The organism is Luteimonas huabeiensis HB2 (assembly GCF_000559025.1).
Taxonomy (GTDB): domain Bacteria; phylum Pseudomonadota; class Gammaproteobacteria; order Xanthomonadales; family Xanthomonadaceae; genus Luteimonas; species Luteimonas huabeiensis.
On sequence record NZ_JAAN01000019.1, the window covers coordinates 97,939 to 112,497 of the forward strand.

The 14,559-nt window shown below is 66.3% G+C and carries 18 protein-coding genes; 3 read left to right on the forward strand and 15 right to left on the reverse strand.

Going from position 1 to position 14,559, the window contains the following annotated elements:
• The first annotated feature begins 15 nt into the window (after positions 1–15).
• From Z164_RS0107445 to Z164_RS0107455, 3 genes are read left to right on the forward strand one after another with little or no spacing between them, the layout of a single operon-like run.
• A complete protein-coding gene (locus tag Z164_RS0107445) occupies positions 16–333 on the forward strand; it encodes a type II toxin-antitoxin system PrlF family antitoxin (RefSeq protein WP_024890079.1) in 318 nt (105 codons plus the stop codon).
• Positions 333–791, forward strand: a complete 459-nt coding sequence (locus Z164_RS0107450; RefSeq protein WP_024890080.1) for a type II toxin-antitoxin system YhaV family toxin — start codon at positions 333–335, stop codon at positions 789–791. Before Z164_RS0107445 ends, Z164_RS0107450 begins: the two co-directional genes overlap by 1 nt.
• A gap of 28 nt (positions 792–819) precedes the next feature.
• On the forward strand, positions 820–1,185 hold the full coding sequence (locus Z164_RS0107455) for a DUF3742 family protein (RefSeq protein WP_024890081.1): 366 nt from the start codon (positions 820–822) through the stop codon (positions 1,183–1,185).
• Positions 1,186–1,196: 11 nt separating this feature from the next.
• Here Z164_RS0107455 and Z164_RS0107460 read toward each other — a convergent pair whose 3' ends face one another.
• From Z164_RS0107460 to Z164_RS0107530, 15 genes are all read right to left on the reverse strand, one after another.
• Positions 1,197–2,717, reverse strand: coding sequence for a conjugal transfer protein TraG N-terminal domain-containing protein (locus Z164_RS0107460; protein ID WP_024890082.1), 1,521 nt, complete (start codon positions 2,715–2,717; stop codon positions 1,197–1,199).
• Positions 2,718–2,732: 15 nt separating this feature from the next.
• Positions 2,733–3,080: a hypothetical protein gene (locus Z164_RS0107465; protein ID WP_024890083.1), complete on the reverse strand. Its 348-nt coding sequence runs from the start codon at positions 3,078–3,080 to the stop codon at positions 2,733–2,735.
• A complete protein-coding gene (locus Z164_RS0107470; protein WP_024890084.1) occupies positions 3,077–4,471 on the reverse strand; it encodes an integrating conjugative element protein in 1,395 nt (464 codons plus the stop codon). Before Z164_RS0107470 ends, Z164_RS0107465 begins: the two co-directional genes overlap by 4 nt.
• 10 nt (positions 4,472–4,481) lie before the next feature.
• Positions 4,482–5,429 (reverse strand): TIGR03756 family integrating conjugative element protein, encoded by a 948-nt coding sequence (locus tag Z164_RS0107475; protein ID WP_024890085.1) that lies wholly within the window; start codon positions 5,427–5,429, stop codon positions 4,482–4,484.
• A complete protein-coding gene (locus tag Z164_RS0107480) occupies positions 5,426–5,872 on the reverse strand; it encodes a TIGR03757 family integrating conjugative element protein (RefSeq protein WP_024890086.1) in 447 nt (148 codons plus the stop codon). Before Z164_RS0107480 ends, Z164_RS0107475 begins: the two co-directional genes overlap by 4 nt.
• 181 nt (positions 5,873–6,053) lie before the next feature.
• On the reverse strand, positions 6,054–6,815 hold the full coding sequence (locus tag Z164_RS0107485; protein ID WP_024890087.1) for a DsbA family protein: 762 nt from the start codon (positions 6,813–6,815) through the stop codon (positions 6,054–6,056).
• A 13-nt stretch (positions 6,816–6,828) separates the two neighbouring features.
• The gene (locus Z164_RS0107490; RefSeq protein WP_024890088.1) at positions 6,829–9,696 is read right to left on the reverse strand and encodes a conjugative transfer ATPase; all 2,868 of its coding nucleotides are present in this window, start codon (positions 9,694–9,696) and stop codon (positions 6,829–6,831) included.
• Complete coding sequence (locus Z164_RS0107495) at positions 9,696–10,136, reverse strand: TIGR03751 family conjugal transfer lipoprotein (protein ID WP_024890089.1); 441 nt, start codon at positions 10,134–10,136, stop codon at positions 9,696–9,698. The genes Z164_RS0107490 and Z164_RS0107495 overlap by 1 nt, the downstream gene beginning before the upstream one ends.
• Entirely contained in the window at positions 10,117–11,526 is a 1,410-nt protein-coding gene (locus Z164_RS0107500; RefSeq protein ID WP_024890090.1) for a TIGR03752 family integrating conjugative element protein, read from the reverse strand. The genes Z164_RS0107495 and Z164_RS0107500 overlap by 20 nt, the downstream gene beginning before the upstream one ends.
• Positions 11,516–12,427, reverse strand: a complete 912-nt coding sequence (locus tag Z164_RS0107505) for a TIGR03749 family integrating conjugative element protein (RefSeq protein ID WP_024890091.1) — start codon at positions 12,425–12,427, stop codon at positions 11,516–11,518. The genes Z164_RS0107500 and Z164_RS0107505 overlap by 11 nt, the downstream gene beginning before the upstream one ends.
• Positions 12,424–13,119, reverse strand: a complete 696-nt coding sequence (locus Z164_RS0107510; RefSeq protein ID WP_024890092.1) for a PFL_4703 family integrating conjugative element protein — start codon at positions 13,117–13,119, stop codon at positions 12,424–12,426. The genes Z164_RS0107505 and Z164_RS0107510 overlap by 4 nt, the downstream gene beginning before the upstream one ends.
• A complete protein-coding gene (locus Z164_RS0107515) occupies positions 13,116–13,514 on the reverse strand; it encodes a TIGR03750 family conjugal transfer protein (RefSeq protein ID WP_024890093.1) in 399 nt (132 codons plus the stop codon). The genes Z164_RS0107510 and Z164_RS0107515 overlap by 4 nt, the downstream gene beginning before the upstream one ends.
• A gap of 13 nt (positions 13,515–13,527) precedes the next feature.
• Positions 13,528–13,887: a TIGR03745 family integrating conjugative element membrane protein gene (locus Z164_RS0107520; RefSeq protein WP_024890094.1), complete on the reverse strand. Its 360-nt coding sequence runs from the start codon at positions 13,885–13,887 to the stop codon at positions 13,528–13,530.
• 20 nt (positions 13,888–13,907) lie between these two features.
• Complete coding sequence (locus Z164_RS0107525; RefSeq protein ID WP_024890095.1) at positions 13,908–14,141, reverse strand: TIGR03758 family integrating conjugative element protein; 234 nt, start codon at positions 14,139–14,141, stop codon at positions 13,908–13,910.
• On the reverse strand, positions 14,138–14,518 hold the full coding sequence (locus Z164_RS0107530; protein WP_024890096.1) for an integrative conjugative element protein, RAQPRD family: 381 nt from the start codon (positions 14,516–14,518) through the stop codon (positions 14,138–14,140). Before Z164_RS0107530 ends, Z164_RS0107525 begins: the two co-directional genes overlap by 4 nt.
• Between the last annotated feature and the right edge of the window lie 41 nt (positions 14,519–14,559).

Sequence of the window (14,559 nt, forward strand, 5' to 3'; positions counted from 1 at the left end):
TTCAGGAGAGCCACCATGTCTGTCATTCATGAAGTTGCCACACTGACTTCCAAGGGCCAAATCACGCTGCCCAAGTCCATCCGGCAGGCGCTGGGGGTGGATACCGGCGGCAAGGTCGCCTTCGACCTGCGTGACGGCGAAGTCGTCGTTACACGTGCCGATGCCGAGCACGAAGACCCCGCTATCGGGGCGTTCCTGAACCTGCTTGCCCGTGATATCGAAGCTGGCCGGAACATCCGTGGTCTGCCTGAGGAGCTGGCTCGCACGATGCTGGAACATGCGGGTCACAAGGTGGCCTTGGGCGATGACTTCGATGAGGACGTGGAAATCTGATGCAGCAGCATGGCTGGACACTGCTATTCCACGACAACCTGATTGAGCAGATGATGAAGCTGCGCGCAGCCGTGCTACGCGCGCAGGAGAACGACCCGGAGGGCTTTGAGTCCAACGCCAATGTCAAGTTCTTCCGGACCTTGATCCAGTTGATGCAAGACGTGGTGCCGGGCGATCCGGCGCGCGACGAATATCGTCAGGGCAACACGATGGGATCTGCCTACCGCCACTGGCGGCGGGCCAAGCTCGGAAGACGATACCGGCTGTTCTTCCGGTACGACTCGAAGGCGAAGGTCATCGTGTACGCCTGGGTCAACGATGAACAGACCCTGCGGTCTTCGGGTAGCAAATCGGACCCGTATGTCGTGTTCGAGAAAATGCTCGGGCGCGGAAATCCGCCAGACGATTGGAACGCGCTGGTGCAGGCAAGCAAGCAGGATTGGAACAAACTGGAGTAGGCAATTCCTCATGTAGCAGGAGACGACCATGAACACGGCGACTCGTATCAGCACCGCAGAACGCCTCGGCCGCAGCTTCGGTCGTGGATGGCGCGCCTACGCGCGGGGCGAACGGCGGGTGTCGAACTGGTTGGCATCCAAGGGGATGCCGGTGGCTGGGGCCACCGCGCTGCTGTGGGGGATCAAGCTGGCTGCGCTGGGACTACTGCTCTACGTTGCTTTTTGGATCGCACTCGTGTTGCTGGCCTTGGCGGCGGCGGGATGGGCTGCTGCTGCCAATACCTCGGATGAAGATGAGTGGCCTTTCACCGACCTCACCGAGCTGCGCAAGACGCCGGGCTACGATCCCAATCTGTACAACGACACGTCGCACGAGTTGTACAACGACGACTGATCGGCCTCGTGCTACTTCAGCTTGCCTCCGGTGAGCGCCCCGGCGCCCTTGCCGCCAGCTTGGCCGGCGCTCTTGCTGCCATCGGAAAGCCCCTGGATGACGTGCCCGGCACGAATCCCAACCCAGGTGAGGCTCGCCAGCCAGAATCCCGGCAGGACCAGGAACATCGTGCCCATGACGAACATCAGGAGCATGTCGCCGAAGGCATTGTTCAATCCCACCAGCGGGTCGAAGTTCGTGTGCGGCCGGTTCCAGCCGAACCCCCAGCCATAAAGCGCATCCAAGATCGTCGAATCGACCCAGCGTGCGAGCTGGAACCAGAAGTCCGTGAAGAACAGCGCGAACTGCACAACGCTGACGGTGATGACCGTCTTCAGGTCATAGGTGCCAACGACCAACACGAGCGGGATGCAGATGACCAGCGCCATCTTGAGCAAGGCAAGCACCATCGGCAGGGCCTGTCGAACGACGTCCATGGCGGGAAACGCGGCAATGGCGCCGACTGCCATCCCAACATCGCCCGTGGCCCGCGTCACGATGTTCGGCAGCGTCTTGTCGATCTGGCCGCCGTAGTCGGTATAGACGCTGCCCTGGTTTAATTTCTGCTGCCGTGGTGACGCGATGACGCGGATCACCGAGTCGTCCACCTCGGCCCGGGTCAAGAATCCGGCCCAGCCCGCCAGGCGATTCAACAGGCTGGGGTCCACCTGGCCCAGCAGCCGCGCCCGCAGGCCGTTGCTGCCATCGGCCCACCACTGCCTGCAGGTCGGATAGCCTCCACCGCTGGCCACCTGCGCCAGCCCCGCGTCGCGGTTACTGTCGTAGGGCCAGTCATCGCGCGGCGTGCTGGAACGGTACGTGTCGTAGTAGCCACCCGTGTCCGTGAAAAACCTCGATCCGATCCAAGTGACGTCGTGCATCTGCTGCTCATCGAGATCCGGGCGCTGCATGAACAGCTTGGCGCGCGCCGGTCCGTAGCAGTCGCGCGAGAAATCCGCCACCTCCTGCGCCAGCACCGGGTCGTCAATGCGGGTAGAGTCAATCTCCATGCGCATCTGCCGCAGGTCTGTTCCACACGGAATCGCGGCAACCGAGGCGCCCGTGACGGCGCGCGAAAGCGCGTGCATGAAACCCCACCATACCGGCACCTTCGCCGACTGGTTGTTGAGCGTGCTGAACGACTGCGACCAGCCGGTGTCCGTGGGCTGCGGCACGCTGACCTGGCACTGGGCCGAGCGCGAGCTGTCGTATTGGATGGTGCTGAGGTCCACGTCGATGAACGGAATTCCGGCGAACATCACCACCACGATGGCGACGAACACCCGGTTCTCGATGCGCGCCGCCGAAAGCACGCCCTTGTTGCCTTCGTCGGCGCCTTCCGCACGGGCCTTCAGCCACTCCTGCACGATGACGGCGACGAAAGGCAGCGCGAATACCCCGCTGGATACCAGCACGGCCCAGATGCCGTTATTGACGATCCAGGACACCAGCGTCAGGTAGTACTCCAGGTAGTCGGTCGTGAAAAGCGTCATGACCCGAATCTCCTATCAGCCCTGCAACAGCAGGCTGGCCTCCAGCGCCACGATGGCGACGGCACCGGCGATCTCGCTGCGCACCAGGCGGCGACGCGCCTGCGCGTCGGTCTCGCGCGCCAGCAGCCGGCGGCGCATCCACAACCATCCGTAGGCCGTCGCCCCGTACAGGCACAGCCGCCACAGCAGGAAGTAGCCAGCCGCGGCCGCCAGCCACCGTTCCCAGCCGGCAACACTGCCGACCAGGTAGATGCCGGCGACGTTGGCGCCCACGGCCGCGGCGGCGATTGCCACCGTCCACAGCAGTGCCTTCGCGGCGCGCCGGCTGAACAGCCAGCGCGGACGCAGCCAGGTCGCGCTCATGGCCGACTCCCCGGATTGCCCTTCTGCAACTGGTCGAGACGGTCGGGCACCGGATCGCCCTCGTAGATGCCGCGCGATCCAGCCGCGCGCGTGCTGTGACGCTGGATGATGGCCATGGGCGAGTTGTTGGCCAGCTCACGACGCAGTTCCAACTCGGTCTTGAGGTTGCGGATTTCCTGATCGAGGGTGTCGCTCTCGTGGTTCACTGCCTCGACCGCCAACTGGTTCGCCGCGACGTTGGGTTCCTTCTTGCCGGTCAGCAGGGTCCGCTGGAGAAGCAATGCCTTCTCCAGAACCGACGACAGCGCGACCTCGGACGCCAGGCGCCGCGCCAGCAGGTCCTGGTCCGGCTCGTCGCGCAGCGCCTCGATGACGCCGCGCGTGATGGGCAGTGAGGTGCTGCCGGCTGCACGCAGGTTCTCGAACGTCGTGTTGCGCGTTCCCGAGATCAGCTCCTGCAAGGCTTCCAGCTTCGTCTCGTATTCCTCCTGGATCAGCGGCGTCAGTCCGACGCCGGGCACCGTCTCGGTCTTGGTGCAGGAATCGCAGGTGCGCTGCTCCTGCTCGCCGAGAACCCGCGTCGCCCATTCGATCGCTTGCTGCGGCGAGGTCCAGGTCTGGCAGGACAGGCTCGCACAACTGGCGGGCGTGATGGAGGACGTATCCGTCACGCCGCGGCCGTTGACCAGGTTGTAGCCCGCGCGGGTGACATCGCCGACCACCCGGATCGCGGGCTGGCCAGCGCCGCCGGCATTGCTGCCGCCGACCCAGGGCACGCCGTCGTTGCCGCGGCGCGTCTCGGCCTGCTCGATCGCCGAAACGGCATCCGTGCTCGACACGGCATCGCGCAAGGCCATGCCTTCGGCCATCTGGCTCCAGCCCAACTGTCCGCCCGCCATGTCGGCCATCCTCTCGGCCATGGCGCGGCACGTCAGCTTGGAGCGGTCGAAGTCCATCCGCGCTTGCAGCACGCCGTTGGTGAGCAGGTTGTAGAGGCCCGGATCGGCGCGTTGAATGATCAGCGCAGGCAGGGACGCCACGGCACTCGTCGCGCTCTGGATCACGTTGCCCATGATCTGTTGGAAGCCGTTCGTGATGCCGTTGAGCTGATTGCGCAGCGTGGTCTGGATGCTCATGTCGCCGCAGATGAGGTTGCTGTTCCAGCCCACGCCGACGCCGATCGAGCGCATGCCGGCCGCACGTCCCATCGACACCGCACTGCCGCCACCGATGGAGTACATCACCTCATCACCGATGACGGGGCCGCTGGTCTGGAAGCCGGTCTGCGCCCACGCGAGCCCGCAGCCCAGAGCAAGCGAGCCGGCCAGTGTGGTCGGGCGCAGCAGGCGGCGCGCCTTGGTCGAAAGGTTCATCAGTTCAGGACGCTTCATCGCCGTACCCTCAATTGAAATCGACACTGCCGAGGAACACCTGGCCGCGGCGCTCGCAGCACGAATACGGCCGCCACAGCGCCCAGGCGTAGTCGCCCTGCTGGGCCTGGGTCAGGAAGCCGGTGCGCGGGAAAACCGAGCAGGACGAGGACAGGACTGGCGTGAGTTCCTGCCACTTGCCGGTCGAGGCATCGCCCTCCATCAGCGCGCCGGCCGGCCAGTAGCCGTCGCTGGAGTTGGCGAGTAGCGGTTGATAGACGTGGATCTGCCCGCGGCGCGTGACGACATCGCCCGCGCGCTGGGCCACCACGGCGCCGGCCTTGTGGTCGTCGGTCTGGTGCAGGAAACCGCCGCGGGGATACACATTGCCCCAGAGGTTCAGGGTGGTACGCCCGCCGACCTCGCGCATGCCCGGAATCAGCGCTTCCGGGTAGGCCATCTCGGGCACGTTGTAGCGCCAGGCCAGCGTATCCAGAGTGCTGAGCAGATACGGCATGAATGCCGTGCCCGCGCCTTCGCAGAAGTAGCCGGAAGACGAGACGAACTGGTTGAACACCTCCACGCCGGGGTGACCGATGACGTCCGCGTTCTTGAACTTCGCGAGATTGTTTTCGTGGTCTTCGTTCGTGGTTCCGTCCCCGCCGGCCTGGGCCGAAGGATTGGGCGTGCTCATGGCGCGCACCTCAACCCAGGGGTTCTCGCCGGTGTTCGAGTACGACGACACCACCGCATCGGGGATGTAGTGGCGCACCTTGACGGAGGTGCGCACCGTGCAGCCCGTCCACGTGCAGAAGAGCCAGTAGCAGATGCCTACCACGCGGTACTCAAGGCAGTCTGGCGACGCCACCGAACCTACGATGCTCGCGGTATTCACGGCGTAGCTGCTCGTGGCGCCGAGCAGCAGAACGGAGGCGACTACCCCGCGCAGACGGCGCAGAAGATCGAATGGGCGGATCACGGTTCGGTCCTCCGATGCTGTTCGATGCGCGCGACGGCGCGAGCCACGTCCGGCTCGCCATAGACCACGTAGCGCAGGTCAACCACGACGGCCGGGATGCTGGTGATGCCCAGGCTCCATGCGTCGGTGACGCCCTGGTAAGCGGAAGCGATGCGACGCTGGAGGTCGGCACCGCCGCTGCCGAGCCGGCGCTTGACGATGGCCGTCGCCTGTTTGGGGTCGGCAGGCAGTTCCGCAGAAAGCTCAGCTTCGATCCGGGGCGCTGCGTCCAACTCGATCAGCCGTTCGCCGCCCATGGTCTTGACTGGGTGATGGCTGTCGGTGACGACCAGCACGTCGGCGGCGAAGGCGGCCGGGCCGAGGATGGCAAGAGAAGCCGGCAGCGCAAAGGCCAGGACGAGGGTTCGCCAGCCCGATGCGAACCTGGAAATGGATGCTGGCATGTCGCGTGCCCCGGAAGTGGATCAGGGCCGTAGTCAAACGCGAACCCGGTGCTGTCCCAACAAACAATGCGCATCGCGGACTGCCCGCATACCTGCTTGTCTTGCGCCAATGAAGAAGCGGAGGCCGAGGCCTCCGCAGCAACCGATGAAGTGACGGAGCCGAAGCCCTACGGGCGACGGGCTACCTTGGCGCTTCGGAAGCGTCGGCTGGAGTCCCGGTGCTGGGTACGTCGGCCGTGTCGTCGGTCGCGAGCATGTCCATGGCCGACAGCAAGGCATCGCCCTCGATCGGCCCCTGCAGCAGAATCGCCTGGCCGGTCTGGCGATCGTGCAGGCGCAGCGACGGCGTGGCGGTCACGCCGCTCTTGGTGGCTTCCACGGCCTGGGCGCGGATGACCGTATCGGCCCGCTCGGTTGCCAAGCACTGTTCGATGGCCGGCGTCGATTCGGGATAGCGAAGGCCATCGGGCAGGCCCTGACCGTCGCTGCGCGTGTGGGCATAGACCCACTCGACGGCTTGCCAGAACGCGGCATGCCCGCCCGCTTCGGCGGCGCACTCGGTCAGGCGTGCCTCGGCCAACGCGGCCGGCTCGTGCGCGGCCAGCGGCAGGTGGTGCCATTGCAGGGCCACGTCGGCGTTGTTCCCGACCCACCGCTTGAGCTGCGGAAAGTACTCTTTGCAGAACGGGCATTCCAGGTCGGCATAGAACGTAAGCGTGAAACGGCTCTCCGAGCTTCCCATCAACCACGGCGGCCCGTCAGTTCCTGTGCTGGCGACCGTGGAGGCAGGCTGCGGCGAGGACTCACCTGGCGGCCGGAGCACGAGCCAGATCAGCAGCAGGGCGCCCAACCCAGCGGCGACGGCCCAAGGCCAGCGAGGCCGCGGGCGCCGACGACGGAACGCCTGCACCTGGATAGGAATGGAGGGACGATTCTGTTCCATGACGGTCTCCGGCTTACGCCAATTCCAGGGCCGGCGACTCGATGCCGCGTGCCTGGTCGATCTTCTCGGCCACCTTGAAAGCCGCTTCCAGTTCGGTGCAGCCGTACTGCTGCATGAGCTGGTAACGGTCGGCCTTCTCCTCGGGTTCGGTTTGCGCCAACGCCAAGAAGAGACTTGGAGGCACAGCCCGGAAAAGCACTTCCATGCTCTTGGAGAGGATGACGCCCTCGGTGAACTTGCCGGCCTCTTTGCGTGCCGACAGCATCAGCGCCTTCTGCGCTGGCGAAAGTTCGCGGAACCGCGCGATCTTCTCCACCTCGTCTGGCGGCATCGACAGGCAGATCCACCACTCGATCATGTTGAGCATGGGCTCCGCGGCGCGCGGCAGGTCGTCGATATTTTGTGTGGCGAGCCAGAACCAGGCCCCCAACTTGCGCCACATTTTCGTGATCTTCACGACGTAGGGCGCGAGCAGCGGATTTTTCGTGATGATGTGACCTTCATCGGTCACGTTGATGATTGGCCGCCCCAGGAACTGATCGCGTTCGGCAATGTTGTTGACCGTGCTGATGAGGCTGATGTACGCGATCGATAGCTGCGCGTTGTAGCCCTCGCGAGCATAGGTCGCCAGATCGACCAGCGTGATGTCGGCCTCGGGCCACGGTGTGCCGTCGCGGTCGAACATCTCGCCGTCCGTCCCTTGACAGAACATGTCCATTGCATCCGCCATTTCCAGCAGCCGCACGCGCCGCATCTCAGGCAACGTCGAATCCTGGCCGCGGGCACGCAGCGCATTGCGCACGTCGCGCGTCAGCACCGTGCGCTTCTCGGCAACGCAGCGTTCGGCCGCATCGAGGATGCACTGGCGGATCAGCGAGCGATCGGCTCGTGTCATCCGAGCCTCTTCCTTGTCTTCGCCACCAGTGATCATCAGGCGCGCCGTGATCTCCAGTTCGCCCAGCACGTCGCGCTGCTCGTCGGCCTCCATCGCCGAGGCGTCCGGCGGCAGGTCCTCGTCCAGCGCATCGGCGTCGAGGGTTTGCACGTCGCTCGGTGTTTCGATCAGCCGGCGCGCGTCTGCGAATGGCGCGAGGCTGATGCCCGACCCTGGAGCCAGCTTCACCCGATTCACGGTGAGGCCAAGGCGCCGGGCGAAGTCGCTGAACAGACCGAAGCTGTTGCCTGCTTCCACGATGAACAGCCGCGGCCGGTAGATGGCCGTGACCTGGTTCAGCAGGTTATTGAGCGTGGCGCTCTTGCCGGAGCCGGTGGGGCCGAACAGGAACAGATGAGCGTTCATCTGCCGGTCCAGGCGGTTGAGCGGGTCGAAAGTGATCGGGCCGCCGCCGCGATTGAAGAAGGTGTTGCCCGGATGGCCGGTGCCCTGGCTGCGGCCCCAGGTCGGGGAGAGATTTGCCACATGCTGGGCGAACATCAGTTGGGTGAACCAGTTCCGCCGATCCTGCGCTGGGTTGTAGCTGCACGGCAGCCAGCGCAGGTAGCTGTTCAATGGTGCAACTTCATCGTCCTCGCGCACGGGCTGCAGGCCCGCGTTGAGCATCACGTTGGCGAGATCCAGGCCGCGCCGGTCGAGTTCGGCTTCGTCGCGTCCGCGCAAGTAGAAGACCAAGGTGCCTCGATAGAGCTTGTGCGCACTGCCAATGAGCGAGCGGGCCTCCTGCACATCCTTCAGCGTCTGCTCCGATGCCAGCGTTTCCCCGACGGCCTTCTTCGCGAGGTGGTTGAGGTGCGATTCGAGGATGTCCTGGGGCGTCGCCACCATCGTCAGACACATGGTCGTGTCCTCGGGCATCTGGTCGAACAGCGTGTTGATTGCATCGCCCTTGCGGGTTTCGCCGGTCAGGTGCCCCGTACCGGGCGGCATGCGCAGCCGGTCGGTTACCAGCACGCGATGCGGCATGCCATCGAAGTACCAGGTGCCGTGCCCGGCATCGGATCGAGGCTGGCCGAAGAACAGCCGTTGGCTGAAATCCCGCCCGCTCGCCAGTTCGATCTCGCCTTCCTCCACCTCGTCGGGATAGCGGGCCAGCGCATAGAAGCGTTCCCGATCCTCAGCATCGGACCCGAGCATCGTGGGACGTGGGTTGAACCACCGCAGCAGCCAGTTGTGAACGTCGGCCGCGCCCATGCGCCGGGCCTGGATGCCGGCGTTCGCCAGCCCGCCGCACAGGCGGTCGCAGACGATGTTCAGCATCTGCTCGGGGGTCTGTCCGCGGCGGTTCGCCTGGCCGGTGGCCCGGCGATAGACCACCATGCGCACGCGCCGCGTCTGGCCGCGCCAGCGCAGCCGCGTGACCACCGTGTCCTCGAACAGGCCTCCGGGCTTGGCCACCGCGCGCAGGTGGTGGCCGAAGAAGCGAAGGTAGAACTCGGTGAAGGCCGTGCCACGGGCGCGCGGCTGCACGTAGTCGCGCAGGGTCTGCATGTACTGGTCGAAGCTGGGCTCGTCCTGCGCGTAGAGCTGTAGCACCCAGGGGTTCTCGTCCAGTTCGTCAAACGAGTCCTGGAGCGCGTTTTCGAGCGCATCGCGGGCATGCGCGAGCCAGCCGGGCTCCCGGCCCTCGGTTCCCAGCGGCACCAACTCGTAGAACGCCGCGACCGATTGCCCGTCCTCCAGTAGCATGGACTTCGACTGCGGCAGGAACTCCACCCACGGCAGCAGTTCCGCGAACGACGGCGCGACGTCGTACAGTGCTTGCTCGTCCGCCATGGTCGCCGGCCTGTGGCCCTGGACAGCCGTTCCAGGTTCGGGGATGCCGGCCTGGCGCAAGGCATCGACGTGTCGCTGCCAGCCGTCCGGCTGCTCGTCATCGCCACCACCGGATGCGGCCAGCTTCGGCCAGGGGAGTTTCCAGCGCATCAGTAGTCCTCCACGCGCTCGCCCGGCATGGCGTACTGCACGCGCTGGTACAGGGGGAAGACCGTCGTGTAGCCCGGAACCGGCACGGGGTCCGTACCCGCCAGGTGCGGGTACACATACATGACGAGATCGGGGTTGGGCAGGCGCTGGAACTGGCGATAGACCTCGTTGCGCGCGGTGCGCGTGTAGCGCATCTGCTCGGCGGGCGCGGCCTGCACATCGGCCTCGGTCAGCGGCCGGCGCAGGCCCTGGCGTGCGTCGAGCAGTTGCCTGCGCGCCACCTGGCCGGCGCCACCGCCGCCGTCACCGGCGTTCTGCTGCCAGATGTCCATCATCGTGCTGTCGCCGTGGGGCAGCAGCTTTTCCTTGCTGGTGGCGCAGCCGCCGAGCGCCGCGACGGCGAGGGCCAGCGCCAGGCCCTTAGTCAAGTTCGAGAGCATGGCTTTCTCCTGCGCGGTGATCGACCTTGCGGCCTTCGGGATCGAAGTCGATGGCGAGCGGCTTTTCGAGGTGGACGGCGACCTTGGCGCCCGGCTGCACATAGACGGCGGCGAACGCCTGGCCGTACAGCTTGTTCACCCAATCAGCCATGTCGCGCACGCCGCCGGCGAGGATGCGGCCCATCGCCTCGTTGCCCGAGATGCCGACGCTGCCGATGGAGCCATCGGCGCCCACGTAGGAGACCTGGCCGCTGTCGCTGTCGATGAGCGAGGCCACGCCGGCGCCCGCCGCGGTGATCAGCGCCTGCGAGCCGAGGTACTGCTGGGCATTGCTGCGACGCTCACCGCTGACGCAGGGGATGCCGTAGGGATCGCTGATCCAGCCCAGCCCATCGCGCTGCTGCTCGCTCTGCTGGTTGCCGTCGCGGTCCTCGGGAATGGTGCGGATCGTGCCGTCGTGGAAAACGAAGGTGATGCTGCGCACCTGGCCGCGCACGCACGAGAGCGTCCAGTCGCCGGAGGCGGTGCCGGAGAACACGGCGCCGGCTACATCGGGGATGTCGATGCCATTGGCGGTCAGGTTGTCCGCGCCGACAAGAACTTTGAACGGATACGGATCGTTGACCGTTCCGTCGATCGGCACGCGGCCGATCAGCGCCGTCATCGCCACGGAGCCCATCAGCGTCGAGTTGGTCGGCACGGTATAGACCGGCTTGGCGCTCTTCACGCCTGCGGCGCGGGCGCCAGCGTTCACCACGGATTCCGCCGTTGCCTCCAGCGTGCTCTGCGCCGGACCGAAGCTCGTGGGAAAGCTCAGGCTGCCGCTGGACGAGCCGCGCCCTTCAGCCTTCTTCGCGTCGTCCGGTTCCACCCAGCGCGTGCCGCCTTCCATGCCCGCCTCGTCGCCGTCGCGCAGACCCAGGCCTACGGGCAGATCGGCATGGCCACCACCGCGTCCGCCGATGCTGTCCAGGCGTCGCTGCAGGTCGGCGAGCAGCCCCTCGGTCTGCTGGCGCTCGGCGGCCGACTGTTGCTGGTCGCGGCGCAGATTGGAGCGTTCGGCCTCCAGCGCGGAGGTGATGCGCTGGTCGATGGAGTTCTCGCGCTGGCGCAGCCGTTGGTTCTCTTCGCGCTGCGACTTGTTGTCCGAGAGCGCGGTCTGAAGCTCGGTGCGCAGTTGCTTCACCTGCGCAACGAGTGTCGCCACGGTGTCGCGGGGCGTATCGCCCTCGATGCCCAGTGCTTTCATCTCCTCGGGGGTGAGCTGGGCGCTCGCGTCGGTCCGCGTCGGCGCCGTCTCCCCGCCACCGGAGAAGAGCCGGATGCCGACGAACAGCACCAGGACGGCCACGGGGATCATCAGCCACTTGAGGAGGCCGTTACTGCGCATGGCGGACCTCCTTGCTGTCCGGTGCCTCGGCGTCCGGTTGCGGGAGGTGCGCGGTTGGATCGAAGCGATGGATGGCGGGAAGCAGAGACTGCGCGAGGCCGCGCCCGCGCGTCACCAGGTACAGAACCGTCGTGTCCTCGGGCGTCCCACGTGGGCCTAGCACATCGTGCTGGAAGGTCGCGGTGAGGAAATCGCCTTGCAGCACGCGCGGATCGAGACTGATCCAGCCGCTGCTGCTGTTGGTGAGACGCACGGCGGTGACCCACTGGTCTTCCAGACGCCACGAGGCGAGCGCAAGCGCGCGCACTGGCATCGTCGGCATCAGCGTGCCGAGGTTCAGGTCGCGGCGCAGGTTGACTCGCATGACGCCAGGCAGCGGTTCGACCGTGCGCAGCGGCGCATAGAGGTTCTGCGCGGCGAAGCGCGTCAGTACGACCGGCACCGGGGTTTCGCGTTGCGCCGACCGCGCTCCTGCCCGGGAACGCATCGCAGCCTCGTCGTCGCTGTCCGACAGGTCGCCATAGCGCGCCTGCGTGTTTGCGCCTTCGACGATGCGGACGGGCTCCAGCGCAGGTTCACCGTCCTTCGCGGGTTCGGCTGCGATGTCCAGCAGGATCAGGGCGCCGGTGTCCGCGTCTTGCAGTTGCAGCCGCGTGGGTTCGATCGGCTCGCTGGCACGGAGGTACACGGCACCGCCCGCACTCTGTACGCGCAGACGCTCGCCGACGCCCGCGGGTACGCCAACCCGGACGTTCCTGTCGATGAACACGATGCGCTCCTGTCCGACCTTCAGCGGCACGGCCAGCGGCATGCGTTCCCAGTGCAGAATCTCCACCGCCTGGGCAACGGGTGCCGCGACCACGATCAGCAGCCCCAGCAGAGCGAGTACAGGGTGCTTCATGGGGTTTCTCCTTGAGACGCTTGCGGAGCCAGGCCGCCCTGGGCGGGCGCGGGGCGCGCCGGCTCGGGCGTGCCGATGCGCTGAGGCGTCCCGTCGTAGCAGTCGAGCGCCAGCCCGAACGGATTGCGGGCGGGGTCGATGTCCACCTTGGTGACCTTGATGGGGTAGCGCACCAGGGCGCGCTTGACCTGCTCGGCGCCGTAGTACTCGTCGGCGCTGATGTCCAGCGTCACCACCCAGTCACGATCGGAGACGATGCGCACGCGCGCCGTGGGATCGTCGCCGTAGCCGCGGCCGGGGATTTCATAGATGCCGCGCACGCGCTGCCGCAACTCACCCGTGCTGCGGCGGTAGTCGTAATCGGCCTTGAGGAACGCCTGGCAGGATGGCGTGAGGTATGCCGAGAGTGCGTACAGGTTGCGCGGATAGTCTTCCTCGCCGTTCGTGGGCCAGCGGTTGAGCGTCTGGAATACGTAGAAAGTGAAGGCATAGACCGACTCGGGCGGAACCTCCCACCACTTCCTTGTGCTGCCGGAACGCAGATCGGGGGGCACATGGATGGTCAGGTCGCGCGGGGCGCTCCACCAGCCGCCGCCCATGACCAGGGCGACGATCACCAACGCACCGGCGCCAAGGCGCAGCGTCTTGATGTGCGCCTGCAGATGGGTGATCTCGTTCTTGAAACGGCTCATCGAGTGCTCCTGCGTGTGGTCCAGAAGCCCGAGCGCGAGATCAGCACATGGCCGCCCACCCAGCCGGCCATCAACGGATGGCGGGTGGCAATGCGCCACTGAAGCTGGCGATACAGCCAGGTATCGGGCCGGCCGCGTTTGAGCCGACGCAGGATGCCGCCGCCCACGAACACGCCGAGGGCCACGCCCAGGACGACGAACGTGGGTGCGATCGCGATCGTGCGGAATACCCATGACAGTGGCGCGCCGACCAGCAGGCCGGCGCCACCCGAAAGGCCGCAGCAAATCCACAGCTCGTCGGCGGTGAGGCCGCGCACCACCACCGGGTGGCGATTCAAGCGATGCGGAAGGAACGTCACCGTTCCGTCCGCACGGACGTGCTGGTGTTCGGACATGGCCTGTCCTCGCTCAGAGGATGCCGGTGGCTTCGGTGAGCAGCCAGATGCCGATCACGAGCAGGACGGCGCCGATCGCCACGGTCAAGCCGAACTGGCCCCAGGTCTTGCGGCCGGTATGGATCTCGGCATATGTCCCGTAGGCGTGGTAGCAGACGCCCACGAACATGGAGGCCACCACCAGCAAGGCCACGAGCATGACGATGTCGTAGCCGTAGTTGCGGATGGTCTCCATGATGCCGTTGCCCGTGCCACGGCTCGGGTTCTCGATCGTCGGCAGGCCCTGCGCGAACGAGAGCGCGGGAAGCGTGAAGGCGCCCAGGGCAATGGCAGCGCGCTGGGTAAAACGGGAAGAGAGGTTGCGGCTTTGCATGATCAGTCCTTTCAGGTGGTTCAGGAGAGGAGGAAGAAACTCAGGACGAGGTACATCGCGATGAAGCGGATGCAGACGCCCACGAACTGGCGCTGGTTGAGGCGGTTCTCCGCCCAGCCCACGTAGGCCGTTCGGATGGCCCACACGCCCCAGACGAGCAGGACCGCGAACACGACGCCGACCAGGACGGTCGCCATCGCGGAAGGCGCGATGCCGCTGTTGGCTTGAAACGCCGAGACCTGGGCGCCGTTCATGGCTTGCCCTCCGCAGTCGGCGGCGGCGATGGCTCGATGGCCCGCTCGGTGCGGTAGTCGCCGGCCAGTTCCGAGGGATCGCGCGGTTGGGCGCGCGACGGCGTGAGGTGCGCCTGGATACCGGCGCGCACGCGCGCCAGGTCAGCCAGAAGCCGTGGGTAGTCGAAGTGGTAGCGTTCGCCCGGCCTGACGGGGGCATGCACGGCGCTGTCCGCGACGGTGCGCTCCAGCGCGTCGAGCTGGCGCAGCGCGGAGGCCAGTTCCTGACGCTGTGCTGGGGATTCGGAGAGGGCCGTCGGCGACTGGCCCATCAGGAGGGCCGTCACGAGGAGAATGGGCACGCCGCGATGCGCAGCGCGCCAGGTTAAAGCCACCATCGCGCCATTCCTGTGTGATCAGCAATGGGTTGATCGTGGAG

Bases quoted from the DNA above. Each gene is read 5' to 3' on its own strand.
- Z164_RS0107445 (WP_024890079.1), top strand. From the start codon at position 16: ATGTCTGTCATTCATGAAGTTGCCACACTGACTTCCAAGGGCCAAATC.
- Z164_RS0107450 (WP_024890080.1), top strand. From the start codon at position 333: ATGCAGCAGCATGGCTGGACACTGCTATTCCACGACAACCTGATTGAG.
- Z164_RS0107455 (WP_024890081.1), top strand. From the start codon at position 820: ATGAACACGGCGACTCGTATCAGCACCGCAGAACGCCTCGGCCGCAGC.
- Z164_RS0107460 (WP_024890082.1), bottom strand. From the start codon at position 2,717: ATGACGCTTTTCACGACCGACTACCTGGAGTACTACCTGACGCTGGTG.
- Z164_RS0107465 (WP_024890083.1), bottom strand. From the start codon at position 3,080: ATGAGCGCGACCTGGCTGCGTCCGCGCTGGCTGTTCAGCCGGCGCGCC.
- Z164_RS0107470 (WP_024890084.1), bottom strand. From the start codon at position 4,471: ATGAAGCGTCCTGAACTGATGAACCTTTCGACCAAGGCGCGCCGCCTG.
- Z164_RS0107480 (WP_024890086.1), bottom strand. From the start codon at position 5,872: ATGCCAGCATCCATTTCCAGGTTCGCATCGGGCTGGCGAACCCTCGTC.
- Z164_RS0107485 (WP_024890087.1), bottom strand. From the start codon at position 6,815: ATGGAACAGAATCGTCCCTCCATTCCTATCCAGGTGCAGGCGTTCCGT.
- Z164_RS0107490 (WP_024890088.1), bottom strand. From the start codon at position 9,696: ATGCGCTGGAAACTCCCCTGGCCGAAGCTGGCCGCATCCGGTGGTGGC.
- Z164_RS0107495 (WP_024890089.1), bottom strand. From the start codon at position 10,136: ATGCTCTCGAACTTGACTAAGGGCCTGGCGCTGGCCCTCGCCGTCGCG.
- Z164_RS0107500 (WP_024890090.1), bottom strand. From the start codon at position 11,526: ATGCGCAGTAACGGCCTCCTCAAGTGGCTGATGATCCCCGTGGCCGTC.
- Z164_RS0107505 (WP_024890091.1), bottom strand. From the start codon at position 12,427: ATGAAGCACCCTGTACTCGCTCTGCTGGGGCTGCTGATCGTGGTCGCG.
- Z164_RS0107510 (WP_024890092.1), bottom strand. From the start codon at position 13,119: ATGAGCCGTTTCAAGAACGAGATCACCCATCTGCAGGCGCACATCAAG.
- Z164_RS0107515 (WP_024890093.1), bottom strand. From the start codon at position 13,514: ATGTCCGAACACCAGCACGTCCGTGCGGACGGAACGGTGACGTTCCTT.
- Z164_RS0107520 (WP_024890094.1), bottom strand. From the start codon at position 13,887: ATGCAAAGCCGCAACCTCTCTTCCCGTTTTACCCAGCGCGCTGCCATT.
- Z164_RS0107525 (WP_024890095.1), bottom strand. From the start codon at position 14,141: ATGAACGGCGCCCAGGTCTCGGCGTTTCAAGCCAACAGCGGCATCGCG.
- Z164_RS0107530 (WP_024890096.1), bottom strand. From the start codon at position 14,518: ATGGTGGCTTTAACCTGGCGCGCTGCGCATCGCGGCGTGCCCATTCTC.